This window comes from Paraburkholderia sp. BR10923, from assembly GCF_040948765.1.
GTDB classification, from domain to species: domain Bacteria; phylum Pseudomonadota; class Gammaproteobacteria; order Burkholderiales; family Burkholderiaceae; genus Paraburkholderia; species Paraburkholderia youngii.
Genome location: NZ_JBFPKO010000007.1, coordinates 226,588 through 246,029 on the forward strand (window position 1 = coordinate 226,588; position 19,442 = coordinate 246,029).

The following is a 19,442-nucleotide window of genomic DNA, read 5'->3' on the forward strand; positions in this document are numbered from 1 at the left end:
CTGCGGATTATAGTTTTCCACGCAATGCCCGACAATGTGGACCGTCAGAATGAAAACAGAAGGTTCGTCATGTCGAAACAACAGAGTGCGTTATGGATATCCGACCTGATGCTGCTTGCGGTCGCGATGGTGTGGGGCACGAGTTATGGGGTCGTGAAAGGCGCGCTCGCGATCTATCCGGTGCTCGGTCTGCTGGCGTTGCGCTTCGGTCTGACGTTCGTCGTGTTGTCTCCGGCGTTGCGCTCGCTTCGACACGTTAGAGCGTCCGCCTTGCTGGGTGCGCTCGGCTCCAGCGCAATCCTGCTCAGCATCTTTTTGGCGGAGACATTCGGGATCGCGCACACACGCGCGTCGAATGCGGCGTTCCTTATCAGTCTGTGTGTCGCGCTGACGCCGCTGGTCGAATGGGTGTTGCTGCGACGAAAGCCGTCGAGTGGGGAATGGATCGCTGTGGGCTTGTCACTGATGGGCGCCGCGTTCGTCAGCGGAGGTGCGATCATTCCGACCGCAGGCGATGCGCTGATCCTTCTTGCGGCGTTGCTGCGCGCGCTGATGGTGTGCGTGACCAAGCGCGTGATGCGCGACTCGAAACTTGCCCCGCTGTCGGTAACGGCGGTCCAGGCAGGCGTCGTTGCACTGGGCAGTGTGCTGCTGGCGTTCGTGTTGCCGTCACAGCATTGGCAGGCGCTGCCGTCGCTCAGTGGGCACGGTGACTTCTGGGCGAGCATTGCTTACCTCGTGCTCGCCTGTACGTTGTTCGCATTTTTCGCACAGAATTTTGCCGTCAAGCGCAGCAACCCAACGCGCGTCGCTTTGCTGATGGGCAGCGAGCCCGCGTTCGGTGCGCTATTCGCCTACGTATGGCTCGGCGAGCATCTTTCGGCCTCGGCATGGTTTGGCGGAGGTCTGATGGTACTTGCATCGGTGCTGGCGGCGGTGCCGCTCAAAAGGGACGCCAACGCGAGGCTCGACATGCATCCAGCCACTTCGGTCGAGAGTTAGCCGATTATTCAGGCCAAGCCTTGTTTCGATGCCTGCGCTCGCCTCGGCTCATGGCCCGGCTCGAGTGACAGATTTCGCACAGCACGCACCGGCCTCTTGCACGGACGGGCACTTGACCGAGCCATACGAACAGAAGACGCAGCAATCGCCGGACTTCGGAGAAAGCAAGGCTTTGCACCGCGGGCATTCATAGAAGTAGACGCAGGCGTCGGTCTGCATCGTCACGACGGTCACGCACCCGCAGTGCGGACAGGTCAACGCGGACTCCACGATCGGTGAGGTTTGCATTGATCGCGTCTACGTCCGTATTCCTTGCACCTGTCAATGTTAGCGCCGGCAAACGGTCACGGGGCTTGCGCAAAGGCCGTACCGCACCGAAGTCCAGCATCCGGACGCGATACGTGTCACAAATAACCATTGCGGTGGAATAAAAGGCGAGCCGTTGGCGTTCGTAGATTAGGCGTCGCGTGAAAGAGCGCGTAGCCGTGGAACCGCGAAACGGAATCGTCGGCCGCGCACAGCGGTTGCTGGCCCGTTTTGCAGAACGTTTGCCTGTTCTTTTTGTAACCGCCGCCGCGTCGCGGGACTTGTCGTTAGCGATCCGCGACTCCCCGGCTCAACGCGTGGCCGCGCGGCAAGTCAGTCCCGTTGGCCGTGCAGGAGAGTTCTACATGAAAGTATCAAGACTGTTATCGGCCGTATCCGTGATCATCGCGCTAGGAGTCGCATCGTTGTCGTTGGCCGCGTGCCAGTCCACGGGCGACATGAGCTCGTCGGGTAGCAACAGCAGCAGCGGCAGCAGCGGCGGCTATTGATGCGCGCTCACGCGGCCGTCAGCGTCGCGTGAACTTCGATACGGAAGTGATATCGCGGCTCTCGTAGCCGCGCCGCTATGCGTGTGCGCTGACGTGCCCTCGGTCAGGGCGGTCAGCCTGACCGGAACAGCCCGATCGGCTTACGCTGATCGGGCTGTTTCCTTTTTGGCAGATCGTCATGGACACGGGACAGAAATTCGTTCGAACCCTCAGCGGTTCGTCGGCACCGCCGCCAACCCGTCCAACAACGCCTTATGAAACGCATCCGGGTACTGCATCTGAGGCGCGTGACCAAGCGCCGCAAACTCCATGAGCGTCGCATGCGGAATCGCCTTCGCGGCCGCGCGGCCTGGTTCCGGACAATGGCCGAGCTTCGCGCGCACTTCGGGCGGCGCGGCATCCTTGCCGATCGCGGTGGTGTCGCAGGGGGTACACCGTGACGCTTCGTGCTCCGGCAACGTCAACCCTTCTTCTCAGTCGTTCGTTGATCCAGTACGAGGCTTGCCTCCGGTGCAAAGCGCGAGGCACTCGTTCGTTCAATTCCTGATGCACCTCCACCCATGTCCAGAAAATCGATACTTACTGCGTCGATCGTCGCTGCGGCCAGCCTTTCGGCCTGCGTCGCTCAATCGGCGAACAATTACGCTGGCGGAGACCGGCAACACGCTCCGGTGGCCGTGCAAGCCCCATCCGATATCGAAGCGAAGCCGTTCGCACATCCTGGACTGCTGCACAGCGAGCGGGACTTCGAGCGTATGCGAGTCAACGTGGCGCAGGGCAAACAGCCTTGGCTACAAGGGTGGCAACGCTTGATCGCCAACCGCCACGCGTCGCTGGGCTGGACCCCGCGCCCGCAGGATGCCATCTATCGCGGCAAGAACCCCGAGCATGCCGAGAACTATTCGCTGCTGTTCAACGACGCGGCGGCGGCCTATACGCTCGCGCTGCGCTGGAAAGTCTCCGGTGACGACGCCTATGCCGGCAAGGCCATCGATATCCTGAACGCGTGGTCGGGCAGTCTGAAGATGATCGACGGGAACTCGGACAAGTTCCTCGCCTCCGGCATCTACGGCTACGAGCTGGCGAATGCGGCGGAAATCCTGCGCACGTCGCCGCAATGGAAAGCGGCGGATTTCCGGCGCTTCCAGTCGATGATGCTCACCGTGTTCTACCCGATGAACCACAACTTCCTGACCCAACACAACGGCACGAAGGTCGATCATTACTGGGCCAACTGGGATCTCGCCAATATGGCGTCAATGCTGGCGATTGGCGTGCTGACCGACCGCCGGGACATTTATGCGGAAGCGGTCGAGTATTTCAAGCACGGCGCGGGCAATGGCTCGATCGAACACCTCGTCTGGAAGCTGTATCCGAACGGGCTCGGTCAAGTCCAGGAAAGCGGCCGCGACCAAGGGCACACCATGCTCGACTTCGCACTGGCGGGTGCGTTTTGCCAGATGGCCTGGAATCAGGGAGACGATCTGTTCGGATACGACAACAACCGTCTGCTGAAGGGTGCCGAATACGTCGCGCAATACAATCTCGGCCTGGATGTGCCCTACACGTTGTATTCCGACAGCCTGGCGACGCAGCCAGAGATTTCGCCAGGATCAAGAGGTGATACCCGGCCGATCTGGGAATTGCTCTACAACCACTACGTGGTGTTGAAGAAACTCAAGGCGCCGGGCGTTGCCGCATATGCGCAGCAGGTGCGCCCGGAAGGCGGCGGCGGCGACTATGGTTCGACCAGCGGTGGCTTCGACCAACTTGGGTATGGCACGTTGACGTACACCCTCAAGTAGCAGATCTGCTCGGGTGCTCACTCGCAGAACGGGGGTGACTCAAAGGGACGCGACCATTATCAGGACGCCTGCGTCATCCTAAGCGGCGCACCTTGGAAGCACTTTTCGTCGTGCGCTCTGAGCGGAACGGCCGCGACCTCGCTCAAGAAGCTGTACGTCGCGTGTTCGTGGCGAATTCTGTCAGTTCCATATTGTTGACGATTCACTTGCCTTTTGTCGAACGGCCGCAATTGGGCCGACTACAGCCTGTCCGCAAGCGTCCTCCCTGGAAATCCGAGACGAACCACGAAGAGTCAGCTGTCAGCAAGTTTCGCCTGCTGCTGAACTACTCGCAAATACGGTAGGAGGCCAGAAAGCAGTTCGAACCTTCAGCGATTCGTCTGCACCGCCGCCAGCCCCTCGAGCAGCGCCTTATGAAACGCATCCGGGTCCTGCATCTGCGGCGCGTGACCAAGCGCTGCGAACTCCACGAGCGTCGCGTGCGGAATCGCCTTCGCGGCCGCGCGGCCTAGTTCCGGATAATGGCCGAGCTTCGCGCGCACTTCGGGCGGCGCGGCATCCTTGCCGATCGCGGTGGTGTCCCTCTGACCGATCAGCAGCAGCGTCGGCATGCTGAGTTGCCCCAGTTCATAGAAAACCGGCTGCGTGTAAATCATGTCATCCAGCAGCGCGGAATTCCACGCGACGATCTGCTTACCCGGCCCGCGATACATGCCCGCGAGCATCTGCGCCCACGGCTCATAGTCCGCGCGCCATTGCCCCGCGTAATAAGTCGCCTGTTCGTAGCGGCGAATACCGTCGGCGCTGGTCTCCAGCTCACGCTGATACCACTGGTCGACCGATAGCGACGGCACGCCCTTCGCCTTCCAGTCCTCGAGTCCAATCGGGTTCACCAGCACCAGCTGCTGCGTTTCACGCGGATACATCAGCGCATAGCGAACCGCGAGCATGCCGCCCGTCGAATGGCCGACCACCGTCACGTCGCTGATGCCGAACGACTCGAGCAGCGCATGCGTATTGCGCGCGAGCTGCTGGAAGCTGTACTGGTAATGCTCGGGCTTGCTCGATTTGCAAAAACCGATCTGATCCGGTGCGATCACGCGATAACCGGCGTCGCTCAGCCGGCGAATCGTCGCGCCCCATGTCGCCGAGCAAAAATTCTTGCCGTGCAGCAACACCACGGTGCGGCCGTTCGCATGCGCGGGCTTCACGTCCATGTAGGCCATCTGCAGAGGCACCCCCTGCGACGTGAATTCGAAGCGCTCGACCGGCGCCGGATAGCTGAAGCCCTGCAGTTCCGGACCGTAGGCCGGGCCGGAATCGTCGACTGAGGACGCGCCGCTTGCGGCGCCCGGGCTCGCCTCGCTCGCCGGCGTGGCGGCCACGGCGACAGTCGCCGCGCAGAGCACGACACAGGCGCAGATACTCGACAGGGCAAGCAGGAACGGGGGGCGAAGATTCATCGGGATGGTCTGGAAAAAACGCAGCAGGGATGCACGAGGCGTGGAGCGCACGATTCTACGATGTACCGCCGAACTCTGGCGCCAGTCGCGCAGCGCGGACACGGCACGCGGCAGAACCGATTGTGGCATGCATATTGCGCCTTCGTGCTCGAGCATCGTCCGGACACGACCTCGTGGCCAATGTGCTGCGCCGCACCGAAAAATGCGCCATAACAGGCGATCGTTACAGGATGGTCGGCCACGCGGCCCCCGCAACAAACATTTATTCCCTCGAGTCCAATCGGTGCTAGAACTGACAGACGGACTCGCGAAAAACAGGCAGCAAAGAACGGCAATGCGGTACGACTGCCAGGCAGCCCAAATCATCAGCGGAGAGGACGCGGCCAGATCATTCCCGGGGGTATACCAATCAGGCAACCATCTTGCATGAGGTCGGCGTGAGTGCTGAAGGGCTCGCGCCGATCGACAGGAGACAAATATGAATACTCCGGCACGGCTGAACGACTTACAGCGCACTACCCTGGCGATCGTCCTCGCCGGCGGACGCGGCACCCGGCTCGGGCCGCTGACGAACAAGCGTGTGAAGCCGGCGGTGCACTTCGGCGGCAAATACCGGATCATCGACTTTGCGCTTTCCAATTGCCTGAATTCCGGCATCCGCCGCATCGCGGTGGTCACGCAGTACAAGGCGCATTCGCTGCTGCGGCATCTGCAGCGCGGCTGGAGCTTCCTGCGCGGCGAGATGGGCGAGTTCATCGATCTGTGGCCCGCGCAGCAGCGCGTCGAAGGCGCGCACTGGTATCGCGGCACCGCCGACGCGGTGTTCCAGAACCTCGACATCATCCGCTCGATCCGTCCGAAGTATGTGGTTGTGCTCGCGGGCGACCACATCTACAAGATGGACTACACGCGCATGATCGCCGATCACGCGGACAGCGGTGCCGACTGCACGGTCGGCTGCATCGAGGTGCCGCGCATGGATGCGGTCGCGTTCGGCGTGATGGCGGTCGACGAAAACCGCCGCGTGACCGGCTTCGTCGAAAAACCGGCCGACCCGCCCGCGATACCCGGCCGTCCCGACACGGCGCTCGCTAGCATGGGCATCTACGTGTTCAACGCCGACTACCTGTACACGCAGCTCGAGGAAAACATCGCCGCGATCGATACCGACCACGACTTCGGCAAGGACATCCTGCCGCGCGTGGTCACCCAGGGCGTGGCGATCGCGCATCCGTTCAGCATGTCGTGCGTGTCGTCGGACCCGAGCGTCGAGCCGTACTGGCGCGACGTCGGCACGATCGACGCGTACTGGGCCGCGAACCTCGACCTCGCCTCGACGATCCCGACCCTCGACCTGTACGACGAGTCGTGGCCGATCTGGACCTACCAGGAGCAGTTGCCGCCCGCGAAGTTCGTACGCGACATGAAGGGGCTGCAGGGTTCGGGCAACAACCTGCTCGTCTGCGGCGGCTGCGTGATCTCGGGCTCGCAGATTTCGCGCTCGGTGCTGTCGTCGAACGTGAAAGTGAGTTCGTTCTGTAATATCAATGAGGCAGTCTTGCTGCCGCAGGTCACGGTCGGCGCGAGTTGCCGCCTGCAAAAGGTGGTGATCGACCGCGGCTGCACGATTCCGGAAGGCACCGTGATCGGCGAAGACCCGGCGCGCGACGCCGAGCGCTTCTATCGCACCGACGATGGCGTCGTGCTGGTCACGCAGGAAGCGCTGCGCAAGCATCCGAAGTAGCGCGCCCGCCGCATGCATGCACCGGCGGCCACGGCGCCGCCGGCCATGCCTTTCCTCGCTTCATCCGGCTTCACCCGCAACACCGCTGACCTTTTACCAACCCGAGCAACCCTGCCAACCCGACAGAGACCCGGCCTATGACGATTCGCGCCCTGCACGTCGCAAGCGAGCTGTATCCCCTTCTCAAAACGGGCGGTCTCGCCGACGTCGCGGGCGCGCTGCCGTCCGCGCTGATCGAGCGCGGCGCCGACGTGCGCGTGCTGCTGCCCGGCTTTCCGGCGGTACTCGCCGGCTTGCACGATCTTCAACCGGTCGCGCAACTGGGCAACCGCTTCGGCGCGCCGAACGTGACGCTCGAACGCGGCACGCTGCCCACCAACGGGCTCGCGGTCTACGTGATCCGGGCCGCGTCGCTCTACGACCGCCCGGGCAACCCGTATCTGAACGACGAACACGTGCCGTACGGCGACAACGCGCAGCGTTTCGCGCTGCTCGGCTGGGTCGCCGCGCAACTCGCGCAGCAGATGGACCCGACGTGGTCGCCGCAGATCGTCCACGCGCACGATTGGCACGCTGGGCTCGCGCCTGCCTACCTGAAAGCCGCCGAACGCGAGCGCGGCCGCGCGCCGGCGCACAGCGTGTTCACGATCCACAATCTCGCGTACCAGGGGATCTTTCCCGCGCATCAGTTCGGCCTGCTCGGCCTGCCGCACGATTTCTTCAACATGCACGGCGTCGAATTCTACGGACAGCTGTCGTTCCTGAAGGCGGGGCTCTATTACGCCGACCGCATCACGACCGTCAGCCCTAACTATGCGCGCGAAATCCAGACGCTCGCGCACGGCGGCGGACTCGATGCGCTGCTGCGCCATCGCGCGCACGATCTGAGCGGGATTCTGAACGGCGTCGACTACACGGTGTGGAATCCCGCCAGCGATACGCTGCTCGCGACGCGCTTCAGCTCGTCGCGGCTGGCCGGCAAGCTCGCCTGCAAGGAAGCGCTGCAAAAGCGCTTCGGCCTCGCGCAACGAAGCGACGCGCTGCTGTTCGGCGTGGTGAGCCGGCTGACCGAACAGAAAGGCCTCGATCTGCTGCTCGGCGCGGTGCCCGAGATCGTCAAGCGCGGAGGCCAACTGGTCGTATTCGGCACCGGCGATCCGGCGCTCGAGAATGGCCTGAGGATGGTCGCGCAGGCGCATCCCGAATCGGTCGCGGTCGAACTCGGTTTCGACGAAGCGCTCGCGCATACGATCATCGCCGGCAGCGACGTGGTCGCGGTGCCGTCACGCTTCGAGCCGTGCGGGCTCACGCAACTCTATGCACTCGCCTACGGGTCGCTGCCGCTCGTGCACAGCGTCGGCGGTCTCGCCGATACGGTCGCCGACGCATCGCTCGAAAACCTCGCCGACGATCTCGCCACCGGCTTCGTGTTCGACCGCTTCGATCCGACCGGACTCGCCGCAGCGATCCGCCGCGCATTTGCGCTGTACGGACGCCGCACCGAATGGAAAGCCGCGCAGCGGCGCGCAATGCGCCAGGACTTCGGCTGGGGCGCCTCGGCCGACCGCTATCTGGCTTTGTATCGCGAACTCGTCTGAAGCATCGGGCATGGGGGAAAACTGTCAGATTTCGTTAATGTTCAGGCGCGTTTGATGGTTTGGCGCAACAGCACGGGGACGGATCAACTCGCGGCGGTCAAACTCCTGTATCGTTTGCTGACTTGCCGGCTATGCAGTTTGTGCGTTTTTCCTGCACCATCTGTATCAGGCATGTCTGCCGCGCGGCGTCGGGGCCATCTGCCCGCCCGCGCGAGACTCCCTTCCCGCTTTGTTGATCGCGCATGACCGGTTGCGCGAGCCTTACCATGACGAAAAACGTTCTGAGCATCCAGTCCCATGTCGTGTTCGGTCACGCCGGCAACAGCGCGGCCGTGTTTCCGATGTGCCGGCTCGGCGTCAACGTGTGGCCGCTCAATACGGTGCAGCTATCGAATCACACGCAATACGGGCACTGGAGCGGCAGCGCGATCGACGCATCGAAGATGGAAGATCTCGTAGACAGCATCGGCGCGATCGGCATGCTGCCGCGCTGCGACGCGGTGCTCTCCGGCTATCTCGGCACGACGGAACAGGCGCAGGCGGTGATCGACATCGTCAAGGCCGTGAAGGCGGCCAATCCCCGCGCCTGGTACTTTTGCGATCCGGTGATGGGCGCCATGGGCGGCTACAAGGTCGATCCCGGCATCCAGGAATTCCTCGTCAATGAAATGCCGCAGGTCGCCGACGGGATCGCGCCGAATCACATCGAATTGCAGCGCCTCGTCGGCCGCGAGATCGAGACGCTCGAGGAAGCCGTCACCGCGTGCCGCGAGGTGCTCGCGCGAGGGCCGAAGCTCGTGCTCGTCAAGCATCTGCTCGATCGCAACAGTCCCGCCGACCGCTTCAACATGCTCGTCGTCACCGAACGCGAAGCGTGGATGGGACAGCGCCCGCTCTATCCGTTCGCGCGCCAGCCGGTCGGCGTCGGCGATCTGACGAGCGCGGTCTTCGTCGCGCGCACGCTGCTCGGCGATTCGATCCGCTCGGCCTTCGAGCACACGCTCGCCGCGGTCAACGCGGTGGTCAAGGCGACCTGGCAGGCCGGGCGCTATGAACTCGAACTCGTGGCGATGCAAAATGAAATCGCCCAGCCGCGCGAGTGGTTCGATGCATGGGTTGCGGAGACGGCTTAGGTCGAGCTCAGGTCACTGACGCGAGTCACCCGTTGCTGGGCGCCGCCACCAGCGTCGCGCCAGCAGCCGTCCTATAATGCGTGCCGCGTGGAACGGCGCTTGCGCCCGCATTCCATGGGATTTTTCAGCATTCGGCATTCAGCAGACGAGGCATTCGATGGACGGTCATATCCGCAGCGAGCGGGAAGAATTTTTTGAGCAGTTGTGCATCAGCGTCGACGCGGACGAAGCGCACGAACAGGAAGCGATCGAGTACTTCGAGAACCAGTTCGACCAGCCCGACTTCGATCCCGCGCAATGGCTCGATATCGCGCTCTACTACTCGCCTGCCGTCGCGCGCGGCATCGTCGAGATGGTGACGGCCGACGACAAGGCACGCAGCAACATTGCCGAAATCATCGCCGACAATCTCGACATCTCGTACGGCGAGGACGAGTGCCAGCAATTCGCCGAAACGATCGAATTCGCACTGAACAACGGCGTGCCGGTCGATCTGGACGTGGTGCTCGACGGCTGCCAGCGCGCAATCGACGATCTCGACACGTGGGCCGACGAAGACACGAAGGCGCCGCTTCTGCGTCTGCGTGAAGAATTGCTGCGTCAGCAAGGCGAGCGCTAGGCGAAAGGCTCGAATCTCTCCGCCCCCACGCTAACTCCGCAACACCGCAACACCGGCCGGCGCGCTCGCGCCGGTTTCTTAAGCGTATGCCGTAATCCGCAGCCGCAGCGGAACTTCTCGCGGCAAGCCAGCCGGGATGCCTCACGCACGCTCCTTGTGGACGTGATGCGCACACGCCCCGCTATGCCGAAATGCTCATCCAAAACGCCACGAATTGCCAAGACGACGGCAATTTGGCTTTCTATATTCGCCCCAGATTGACCCGCGAACACGCTGCGAAGCGCAACGCCACTGCGTGTATTCCAGCATTGTGAGCGGCGACCGATCCTTCGTAGCCTTGCGATGCGCGAGGGCTTCCCTCGGCCTCACGTGTCGTACCGCTTTTGTCGCACCGCTTTCATAACAACCGTCGATGCAAGGAGAGACCATGAGTCTTCGCAACACGCTGAAACCGCTGGCCATGCTCGTGGGTGCGATGTTTGCCGTCGCGCCTGTTGCCAGTTTCGCCGACGACCTGCCGGTCAAGATCGGTTTTGCCGCGCCGCTGACGGGCGCCAATGCCGGCTACGGCAAGGATCTGGAAAACGGTGTGCGGCTCGCGATCGACGAGGCCAACGCGCAGAAGATCAAGATCGGCGACAAGGTCGCGCACTTCGAGATCGTCTCGCAGGACGACCAGGCCGACCCGCGCGTCGGCGTGCAGGCCGCGCAGAAGCTGGTCGACTCGGGCGTCGCGGTGGTGGTCGGCCACTTCAACTCGGGCACGACGATCCCGGCCTCGCAGGTCTACGAGCAGGCCGGCATTCCGGTGCTCGATCCCGCCGCGACGAATCCGATCATCACGGGCCGCGGCTTCGCGAACACCTTCATGGTGATTTCGACCGATGCGCAGAACGCCGGCAACGCAGGCATTTATGCGGTCGAGGTAACGAAGGCCAAGCGCATCGCGATCATCGACGATCGCACCGCGTTCGGCCAGGGCGAAGCCGACGAGTTCGAGAAGGCCGTGAAGGCGCACGGCGGCACGATCGTCGCGCGCGACTACACCGACAACCACGCGGTCGACTTCAGCACGCAGATCACCAAGTTCAAGGGCGCCAATGCGGACCTCGTGTTCTTCGCCGGCCTCGACAGCCAGGCCGCGGGCTTCGCGCGGCGCATGAAGCAGCTCGGCCTGAACGCGCAACTGGTCGGCGGCGGCGGCGTGATGGACGAAGACTTCATCAAGCTCGCGGGCGATGCGTCCGACGGCGCGATGGCCTGGGAATACGGCCGCCCGCTCGCGCAACTGCCGGGTGGCAAGGACTTCAACGCGAAGTTCAAGAAGCGCTTCGGCGCGGATGTGCTGTCGTATGCGCCGTTCGGCTATGACGGCGCATGGGTCGCGATCAAGGCGATGCAGCAGGCCAAATCCGACTCGCCGAACGTGTACCGCCCGGTGCTCAAGTCGATCGACTACGACGGCGTGACCGGCAAGATCTCGTTCGACAACACCGGCGCGTTGAAGAGCGGCGCCTCGACGCTGTATCAGGTGAAGAACGGCGCATGGGTGCCGGTCGTGACGAAGAGCGGCACCTGAGCTCGCCGTCCAGTGAATCGTAGCGGCCCTGCCCGGCTTACGGCCGGCGCGGGGCGCGCTACTGCTTCGCGCCCGCCGCCCTGACGACCACCTCGGCATCCAGATCGCGCTCGATGCGCACGAGGTCGTCGCGAATCGCCGCGAACTGGTTAGCCGTACACATCTGGTGGCCGAACGCGGCGCGCAGATGCCGGTTGACCTGCAACGTGCGCGTCGCCGGATCGAACACGTAGCGCGACGCAAATGAGAGCAGCGGGTCCTCGACCGTGCTGTCGGTCGGCAGGTCCGTCACGCGCACGAAGCGCGGCAAACTCATTTCCAGCGTTTCATCGAACTCCCCGCCGATGCATGCCCACGGCTGCGTTCTGACGGGTTCCGCGAGCCACGCCTCGACCTGTGAGTTCATGCCGCCGGCGAGACTCGTCAGCGCCGGCACGGCGGTCGTGCCGTCTGGCCAGATCAGATGCGGCACGCTGCCCTGCATCGACGTCGCGAACGGTCCGCCGGTCACGGCGACGTCGTCGGTCTGCAACTGCGCGGTGCCATGCAAGCCCGTTTTCAGCAGACGGCTCGCGGCAATCTGCTGCGCGCCCTCGCGCGTCGCGCGTCGGAACGTGTTGCGTTCGATCTCCGCGGGATAGCCCCGGTCTTCGACGCGGTACGCGTAATGCGCGGTGCCGTTTTCATCGATGTCGATCTGCACGCGCGCGTTGCGTTCGTGCCGTTGAGTAGCGGGCGTGCGCGCGAGCACGCCGGCGTCGACGAGCAGCACCGGCCGGTCCATCACGCCGCCAGGCAGATAGCCGAACGCGGTGCCGCCCGCCGTCGTGTCCGCGAATTGCGCCAACTCGGGAATCCAGATGATCGCGTGATTGATCGCGCTCGCGCCGTAGCCCGGCACCTCGGGCAACGTGTAGTACGGGCCGAGATTCAGCAGCACCGGCTCGCTGCGGATGCCGACCGCCGCGAGCAACGCACCGTATAGCGCGACGTGGTCCTTGCAGTCGCCATAGCGGTTGCGCAGGATATCGGCCGCCTTGTGCGGAATCGCCGCCGTCTCGCCGAGGAAAAGCGCGACGTAGCGGATATTCAGACGCATCCAGTCGTATAACACGCGGGCTTTGTCGCGCGGATCGCTGAGGCCGGCCGTCAGTTGCTGCGCAAGACTGACGATCGCCGGATCGTCGCGGGTCGCGTCGTTATCGGCGGGACCGCGATAGCGCGCGGCGAAGCTCGCGAAGTCGGCTACCGTCGACACCATCAGCCGGTCGCCCCAGTTCGCGTAGCCGACCGCGCCCGCTTCCACGCGCGGATAGGGGCCGTGCCGATAGTCGAACTCGTAGCGGGTGCGGCCGTTCGCGGTGACGGGCGGCACCGCGACGTAGCCGCGCGCGTCCGCGTAGAGCGGCACGTCGGCGGGCAGATCGAAGATCAGACGCTGCTCGTCGACGGGTTCGAGCGACGGCTCGACCAGATAACCGAAAGTGCCCGCCTGCAGCGGCTTCGCGCGGGTCTTGCGAAACGCCAGATGCACGCGCGAGCCGCTCGTGACGCCGGGGAAGATCACGGTGCGCAACACTCCGTCTTCGAAGCTCGGCGCACCGGACGAACGCGGCTCCTGCACGTCGCGGATCGCCTCGGGACCGACCGCATGCGCGGTGCCGTCGGGATCGATCGTTTCGGCGGCCAGCAGTTGCACCTGCTCGATGTCCTTGTTGAACCACACGTAGCGTTGCGCGATTGCGTCGACACCGCTGGCCGTGTCCGCGCGCATCACCGTGTCGTCGTGTTCCTCGATGGAGCCGTCTTTCTGGATCACGAACAAATGGACGTCGCGCTCGATCGTCGCAGGGGCGCGTTCGTTGGGGGAGGTAGCGATTTCGGCGGCGGTCGCGCGAAGGGGGAAGGCGATGCCGCTCGCGGCAGTTAGCGCCGCAAGCAGCGCCGCGGCGCGCGCGCTTCGCGCGAGCGACGCGTGCGCCAACCTGACGACGATGTTCCCCAAGATCCACCTCGGCAAGATTCGTGTCGTCGTTGTAGCACATCGTCGGCCCGCGCGTTTCGGACCGGGGCCGCCGTCAGTCGCGATCACTCGCCGTCGTCGAGCTGGCTCAGCAGCGCCTGCAGTTTTTCCACGTGCCGCAGCAGCATGTGCCGGTGCTTGTCGATCTGTTCGAGCCGGCCCTCGAGATCGGCCTGAATGCGATCGTCGAGCTCGGCCGCGGCCATCACGTCCTCGACCTTCGCACGCATCGACGCGAGTTCGACCGGCGCATGCAGCAGATGCCGCTCGAAGCGCCGCACTTCCTGCGTCGCGACATCGCGTACCTTGCGAAAATGCACATGGCGGCGGTGCGCTTCGACATCGAGCGTTTCTTCCTCGACGCGACGCGCGGGCCCCGGTTGCCCAAAAATCGGCTCGGGCCGCAGCACCGTCTTCTTGCGCACCGGATGCGCGGTGCCGCGAAAGCGCGCGAGCGGCTGCTCGTTGTCGATCGCCTCGCGCGCATTCGGCGGAATCTCGTGACCGCTGTGCGGCACGTTCATCCAGCCGCCCGGCAAACCAGTGACCGCCTCGACGCCGCGCACGAATTCCTCGCTGAATTCGCGTTGGCCGGACAGCATCAGCTTCAGATAGCTCGCGGAAAACGTCATCATGCGCGCGAGCCGGGTCGCGGCGCCAACCTCGCTGGTCAGCAACACCAGGTTCGCGCGCCAGACTGGCAGCAGCAATTCGTCGGAATCTTCCATCGCTGGGTCTTCCATCTTTTCGCCTGATGAATCGATGACCGCATCGCGCATGTCATCGTTTTGAAAGGGTAGTCGTCTCGCGGTGTCGGGTGCAATGCCGCTATGCCGCCTTGCGTGCGGGGGGCCCAGATGCCGAAGGTACACGCATCGCATGGTACGCACCGGCCAATTCAGCGCAAAGCGCGCTAAAACAGGGCTTACAACACATCGCCTGTTGCATTGACACACGTGTTTGCGCACCGTTCCTATTCGCGGGCGCTCGATGTGGCATGCTTACACGCCGATGCGGCACGGGTCGTGCTGCATGGGTCGCTCCACAACATTGACTTAAGGGTTTTGTAATGAAGAAAATCGTTCTCGCCATCGCCGCAGCCGTCGCCACCCTGAGCGCGATCGCTCCCGCTCAAGCTTATGAACATCACCACGAGTGCCATAAGGTGAAGGTTCATCATCATTGGGAAAAGCGCTGCCACTAATGGCGGTGAAACCGTGTCCAACGGACGCGGTGCACATAAAAAGCCCCGCTTTCGCGGGGCTTTTTTTCATGGCGCGCCGCGTCGTGAAACAGCCGGCGCACGATACGCTGTGCGCGCTCGACGCCCAAACCATTCCATATGATCGCGCCGATATGCAATCACGGACACATGCTGTTACACCTTCGCGATCCGCTAACCGATGCACGCCGACGCCGTCCTCACGGCACCCGTCAGGTCACCTCGGCGTCAGGCTGCTTTCACGCGAGCGAGAGCCGTCGACACCAGCGCTTCGAGCAACGGCGCGACCTTCGTGGCGAGGTCTTCATCGTATGCATAAGGCAAGCGCTCTTCCATGTACGTGATCTGCGACAGTTCGAGTTGCACCGCATGCACGCCCTGCTCGGGCTGACCATATTGGCGCGTGATATAGCCGCCCTTGAAGCGGCCATTCGCGACCGCCGTATAGCCGCCGTGGCGCTCGACCAGCGCGGCCAGTTCGTCGCCTAGTCCCGGCGCCGCGCTCGCACCGTTCGACGTGCCGAAGTTGAAGTCCGGCAGACGTCCGTCGAAAAATCGCGGCACGCGCGAGCGGATCGAATGCGCTTCCCACAGCAGCACCTTGCCGTGCTTCGCCTTCAGCGCCGCGATCTCGCCGGTGAGCGCGTCGTGATACGGCTTCCAGTACGCATCGCGCCGGCGCGCGACTTCGGCGTCGTCGGGCAGATGGCCGTCGCGATAGAGCGGCTCCTTGTCGAACGTATCGACCGGCAAGAGACCCGTGGTGTCCTGCCCCGGGTACAGGTTCGCGCCGTCGGGCGGACGGTTCAGGTCGATCACGTAGCGCGCGTAGGTCGGCGTCAGGAACGACGCGCCGAGAACCTTCGCGAATGCGTACAGGCGATCGAGATGCCAGTCGCAATCGTCGGTGCGTTGCGCGACCGGGGTCATTGTCGCGGCGATGTCGGCGGGGATTTGCGTGCCCAGATGCGGGATCGAGATCAGCAGCGGCAGGCTTCCCTGATGCAGCGAGAAAACCGGCGTGAGGTTCGAAGCAGTCATGTCAGTCCGGAATCAGTGGGATCGGAGAATCGGTTCGGCGCTCATCGCCGTTATTTGAGCAGTTCCGCGAGCGCCGCGCGATAGCGCGCATATGCGCGCTCTTCGTCGCGATGCCGGCGATCGTCGACGACCTTGATGCCACCCGCATAGACGTCGCGGATCGGCGTATCGCCGTGCTCGCAGAATACAACGCCCGACAGCCACGCTTCTCGCTCGTGCTCGGCGATGCTCGAATGAGCGGAGTCGAGCACGAGCCAGTCCGCGCGATGGCCGGGCTGCAACGCGCCGACCGCGCGGCCGGTCGCGCGCGCACCGCCGTCGAGCGCGGCCGCATACAGGCGGTCCGCGACATGCGGAGCCTGCGCCGACGCCAGCACGTTGCGCTGCCGGCGCGTCAGACGCTGGCCGTATTCGAGCAGACGCAATTCGGCGCGCCAGTCGACGCCGATATGGCTATCCGAGCCGACGCCGATGCGGCCGTGCGCGTCCAGATAGTCGTGCGCGGGGAAAATGCCGTCGCCGAGATTGGCCTCGGTGGTCAGACACAGACCCGCGACCGCGCCGCTTCTCGCGAGCGCGAGCGTTTCATGCGGATCGACATGGGTCGCGTGCACCAGACACCAGCGGCTATCCACCTCGAAACGATCGAGCAGCCATTGCACCGGCCGCGCGCCTTCGGTTTCGATGCACGCGTCCACCTCGGCGGTTTGCTCGGCGACATGGATATGCACGGGCGCGCTCGCATCGATGCCGCCAAGCAGCGCGCGCAACGATGCTTCCGATACCGCGCGCAGCGAATGCGGCGCCACACCGTAACGCAGTGCCGCATGTTCGGGGCGCGCGGCGCGCAGCGCGCCGAGCAGATCGAGCAGGCTCTCCGGCGTATTGATGAAGCGCTGTTGATCCTCGCGCGGAGCGCGCGCGCCGAAGCCGCTGTACTGATACAGCACCGGCAGCATCGTGATGCCGATGCCGCTCGCCGCCGCCGCATCGACCACGCGCTGAGCAAGCTCGGCCTGATTCGCGTAGCGCTGGCCGTCCTGCGCGTGATGCACGTAGTGGAACTCGCACACCGACGTATAGCCCGCCTTCAGCATTTCGATGTAGAGCCACTGCGCGACGCTCGCGAGGCCTTCCGGCGTGATGCGCGCGGCGAAGCGATACATCAGGTCGCGCCACGACCAGAAGTTATCGGTCGCGTTGGCGCGATATTCGGTGAGCCCCGCCATCGCGCGCTGAAACGCATGCGAGTGAAGGTTGGGCATGCCAGGCATCAGCGGGCCAGCCGCTTTCGGCACACCGGCCGGCGCTTCGGGTCGATCCGGCGTGACGGCGCTCAGCGTGCCGCGCGCGTCCCATTCGAGCAGCACGTTGCGGCGCCAGCCCTCGGGCAGATACGCGTCGGCGGCGAACAGGGATTGATTGGATTGCGTCATCTCTCAGGTTCCGGTTCGGTTCAGGTCACACTCGACCCGCGCCGCGTATAAACGGTTTCGCCCGCGCGCACGACGCGCGCGCACAACGGCCGGCCAATCCAGTAAGCGAGTTCGGCCAGCGAATCGACCGACCACACCGCGAAGTCGGCCGCGCGACCCACCTGCAGCGCGCCGTGCCGATCGCTGTTGCCGAGCGCGCGCGCCGCATGCGTGGTCACGCCTTGCAGCACCTCGGGCACGGTCATGCGAAACAGCGTGCTCGCCATGTTCATCATCAGCAGCAACGAAGTTGCCGGCGACGTGCCCGGGTTGCTGTCGGTCGAGATCGCGATCGGCACCTCGTAGCGCCGCAGCAGTTCGAGCGGCGGCAACTGCGTCTCGCGGATGAAGTAGTACGCGCCCGGCAGCAGCACCGCGACGGTGCCCGCTTCCTTCATCGCGGCCACGCCGGCTTCGTCGAGAAACTCCAGGTGGTCCGCCGACAGCGCGCCGTGCCGCGCCGCGAGCGCGGCGCCGCCGCCGTTCGACAACTGCTCGGCGTGCATCTTGACCGGCAGCTTGTAGCGCGCGGCCGCGTTGAACACGCGCTCGCTTTGCTCCAGCGAAAAACCGATGCGCTCGCAGAACACATCGACCGCATCGACGAGGCCTTCGTCCGCTAGCGCGGGCAGCATCGTGCCGCAGACTTCGTCGATATACGCGTCGGCGCGGCCCGCGAATTCGGGCGGCAGCGCGTGCGCGCCGAGAAACGTCGTATAGACCGTGACCGGATAGCGCTCGCCGAGTTGTCTCGCGACGCGCAGCATCTTGCGCTCGCCCGCGAGATCGAGACCGTAGCCCGATTTGATTTCGATCGCCGTCACGCCTTGGGCGAGCAGCGGTTCGAGCCGCGCCGCCGCCTGCGTGAACAGCGACGCTTCATCCGCCGCGCGCGTCGCGCGCACCGTCGACACGATCCCGCCGCCCTGTCGCGCGATTTCTTCGTAGCTGACGCCCGCGAGGCGTTGCGCGAATTCGTCGGCGCGCTGGCCGCCATACACGAGGTGCGTATGACAATCGATCAGGCCCGGCGTCACCCACGCGCCGCGCAGGTCTTCGCGCGACCATCCGGCGTATTGCGCGGGTAACTCGGCGAACCCGCCGAGCCACGCGATGCGGCCGTCTTCGACGGCGATCGCGGCATCGGCGAGCGTGTGGCGAAGATCGCCCTGCGGGCACAAATTAAGGTGATGCCAGACGGTTTGCTTCATCGCGTGCTCTTTGCCGCTCGTTGCGTGTCTGTGGATGGGTTGGCCGTGATGGAGCGCATGCAATGCCCGATCATGATTGAATCGTCATCGCGTGTAGCGAATCGTGATCGCGAGCACCGCGCCGTCCCCCGTTAGCGCGCAAGCGAGCGCGTTCGGCCCGTCGACGCGCAGCGTATCGCCGGTGTCGAGCCGCACCGCTTGCGCGTGGTCCGCCGCCAGCGCGACCGTGACCGCGCCGCCCGCGCAAAACAGCAGCGCCACGTCGCCGTCGAGCACGCGCGGCGCGTCCTGCTTCGCGCCGACACGCCACACGTCCAGTTCGCCCTGCGCCACGTCGCGCCGCACCATCAGGTTGAAGTCGCGCGTCGCGCCAGCGACGAGACGCGCGTCGATGCGCGTTTCGCCGCTAAAGCGCGCGACGTCGAGCGGCTGCCGCAGCACATGCGTCGACATGACGCCCGCGTCGCCCAGCTCATCGAGCAGCATGCCCGCGCCAGACAGCAGCACGAGCGTCCGGTCGACGCCGTCGAAGCGCGAGAACGGCCCGGCCTGCGCGACATCGGCGACGCTCACACGCCACACGAAGTCGGCGCCCGCAGCCTGCCCGCCGACCGGCGACGGAGACGCCGCGACCTCGCGCGTAACGCCGCCGCCGTTTTTCCACGGCGCCGCCACGAGCTCGGCGCCGCGAATCAGCGTGACGCTTGCCATG

At 64.6% G+C, this 19,442-nt stretch carries 17 protein-coding genes and 1 pseudogene; 9 read left to right on the top strand and 9 right to left on the bottom strand.

Going from position 1 to position 19,442, the window contains the following annotated elements; translation table 11 throughout:
• Positions 1-69: 69 nt before the first annotated feature.
• Complete coding sequence (locus tag AB3X94_RS15650) at positions 70-1,002, top strand: DMT family transporter (RefSeq protein ID WP_176108969.1); 933 nt, start codon at positions 70-72, stop codon at positions 1,000-1,002.
• Between the two features lie 48 nt (positions 1,003-1,050).
• Here the strand turns inward: AB3X94_RS15650 and AB3X94_RS15655 are convergent, their stop codons facing one another.
• Positions 1,051-1,290 (bottom strand): GDCCVxC domain-containing (seleno)protein, encoded by a 240-nt coding sequence (locus AB3X94_RS15655; RefSeq protein ID WP_368612020.1) that lies wholly within the window; start codon positions 1,288-1,290, stop codon positions 1,051-1,053.
• A gap of 383 nt (positions 1,291-1,673) precedes the next feature.
• Between AB3X94_RS15655 and AB3X94_RS15660 the strand changes: the two genes are divergently transcribed.
• Positions 1,674-1,817: a hypothetical protein gene (locus tag AB3X94_RS15660; protein ID WP_176108970.1), complete on the top strand. Its 144-nt coding sequence runs from the start codon at positions 1,674-1,676 to the stop codon at positions 1,815-1,817.
• Between the two features lie 209 nt (positions 1,818-2,026).
• Here AB3X94_RS15660 and AB3X94_RS15665 read toward each other — a convergent pair.
• Positions 2,027-2,239 (bottom strand): annotated as a pseudogene (locus AB3X94_RS15665) (alpha/beta fold hydrolase); the annotation flags it as partial.
• 387 nt (positions 2,240-2,626) lie between these two features.
• On the opposite strand from AB3X94_RS15665, the gene AB3X94_RS15670 reads away from it, so the two are divergent.
• The gene (locus tag AB3X94_RS15670) at positions 2,627-3,622 is read left to right on the top strand and encodes an alginate lyase family protein (protein ID WP_368612021.1); all 996 of its coding nucleotides are present in this window, start codon (positions 2,627-2,629) and stop codon (positions 3,620-3,622) included.
• Between the two features lie 368 nt (positions 3,623-3,990).
• Here AB3X94_RS15670 and AB3X94_RS15675 read toward each other — a convergent pair whose 3' ends face one another.
• On the bottom strand, positions 3,991-5,085 hold the full coding sequence (locus AB3X94_RS15675; RefSeq protein WP_176108972.1) for an alpha/beta fold hydrolase: 1,095 nt from the start codon (positions 5,083-5,085) through the stop codon (positions 3,991-3,993).
• Positions 5,086-5,563: 478 nt separating this feature from the next.
• On the opposite strand from AB3X94_RS15675, the gene glgC reads away from it, so the two are divergent.
• The 5 genes from glgC to AB3X94_RS15700 all read left to right on the top strand — a co-directional run bounded on the left by glgC (position 5,564) and on the right by AB3X94_RS15700 (position 11,758).
• Positions 5,564-6,829, top strand: a complete 1,266-nt coding sequence (glgC, locus tag AB3X94_RS15680; protein WP_176108973.1) for a glucose-1-phosphate adenylyltransferase — start codon at positions 5,564-5,566, stop codon at positions 6,827-6,829.
• A gap of 137 nt (positions 6,830-6,966) precedes the next feature.
• Positions 6,967-8,427, top strand: coding sequence for a glycogen synthase GlgA (gene glgA / locus AB3X94_RS15685; protein ID WP_368612022.1), 1,461 nt, complete (start codon positions 6,967-6,969; stop codon positions 8,425-8,427).
• Positions 8,428-8,693: 266 nt separating this feature from the next.
• Complete coding sequence (gene pdxY, locus AB3X94_RS15690) at positions 8,694-9,560, top strand: pyridoxal kinase PdxY (protein WP_176108975.1); 867 nt, start codon at positions 8,694-8,696, stop codon at positions 9,558-9,560.
• 157 nt (positions 9,561-9,717) lie between these two features.
• On the top strand, positions 9,718-10,179 hold the full coding sequence (locus tag AB3X94_RS15695) for a hypothetical protein (RefSeq protein ID WP_176108976.1): 462 nt from the start codon (positions 9,718-9,720) through the stop codon (positions 10,177-10,179).
• A gap of 427 nt (positions 10,180-10,606) precedes the next feature.
• Complete coding sequence (locus AB3X94_RS15700) at positions 10,607-11,758, top strand: branched-chain amino acid ABC transporter substrate-binding protein (RefSeq protein WP_176378048.1); 1,152 nt, start codon at positions 10,607-10,609, stop codon at positions 11,756-11,758.
• Positions 11,759-11,816: 58 nt separating this feature from the next.
• On the opposite strand, the gene AB3X94_RS15705 is transcribed toward AB3X94_RS15700, so the two are convergent.
• On the bottom strand, positions 11,817-13,763 hold the full coding sequence (locus tag AB3X94_RS15705) for a DUF3857 domain-containing transglutaminase family protein (RefSeq protein WP_368612023.1): 1,947 nt from the start codon (positions 13,761-13,763) through the stop codon (positions 11,817-11,819).
• Positions 13,764-13,846: 83 nt separating this feature from the next.
• The gene (locus AB3X94_RS15710; RefSeq protein ID WP_176108979.1) at positions 13,847-14,509 is read right to left on the bottom strand and encodes a hypothetical protein; all 663 of its coding nucleotides are present in this window, start codon (positions 14,507-14,509) and stop codon (positions 13,847-13,849) included.
• Positions 14,510-14,850: 341 nt separating this feature from the next.
• Between AB3X94_RS15710 and AB3X94_RS15715 the strand changes: the two genes are divergently transcribed.
• Entirely contained in the window at positions 14,851-14,985 is a 135-nt protein-coding gene (locus AB3X94_RS15715) for a hypothetical protein (RefSeq protein WP_013089067.1), read from the top strand.
• A 246-nt stretch (positions 14,986-15,231) separates the two neighbouring features.
• Here AB3X94_RS15715 and hutG read toward each other — a convergent pair whose 3' ends face one another.
• From hutG to AB3X94_RS15735, 4 genes are all read right to left on the bottom strand, one after another.
• A complete protein-coding gene (hutG, locus tag AB3X94_RS15720) occupies positions 15,232-16,044 on the bottom strand; it encodes an N-formylglutamate deformylase (RefSeq protein WP_368612024.1) in 813 nt (270 codons plus the stop codon).
• A 50-nt stretch (positions 16,045-16,094) separates the two neighbouring features.
• The gene (locus AB3X94_RS15725) at positions 16,095-17,480 is read right to left on the bottom strand and encodes a formimidoylglutamate deiminase (protein ID WP_368612025.1); all 1,386 of its coding nucleotides are present in this window, start codon (positions 17,478-17,480) and stop codon (positions 16,095-16,097) included.
• A 20-nt stretch (positions 17,481-17,500) separates the two neighbouring features.
• Entirely contained in the window at positions 17,501-18,730 is a 1,230-nt protein-coding gene (gene hutI / locus AB3X94_RS15730; RefSeq protein WP_368612026.1) for an imidazolonepropionase, read from the bottom strand.
• An 84-nt stretch (positions 18,731-18,814) separates the two neighbouring features.
• A complete protein-coding gene (locus tag AB3X94_RS15735) occupies positions 18,815-19,441 on the bottom strand; it encodes a HutD family protein (RefSeq protein ID WP_368612094.1) in 627 nt (208 codons plus the stop codon).
• Position 19,442 lies beyond the last annotated feature (1 nt).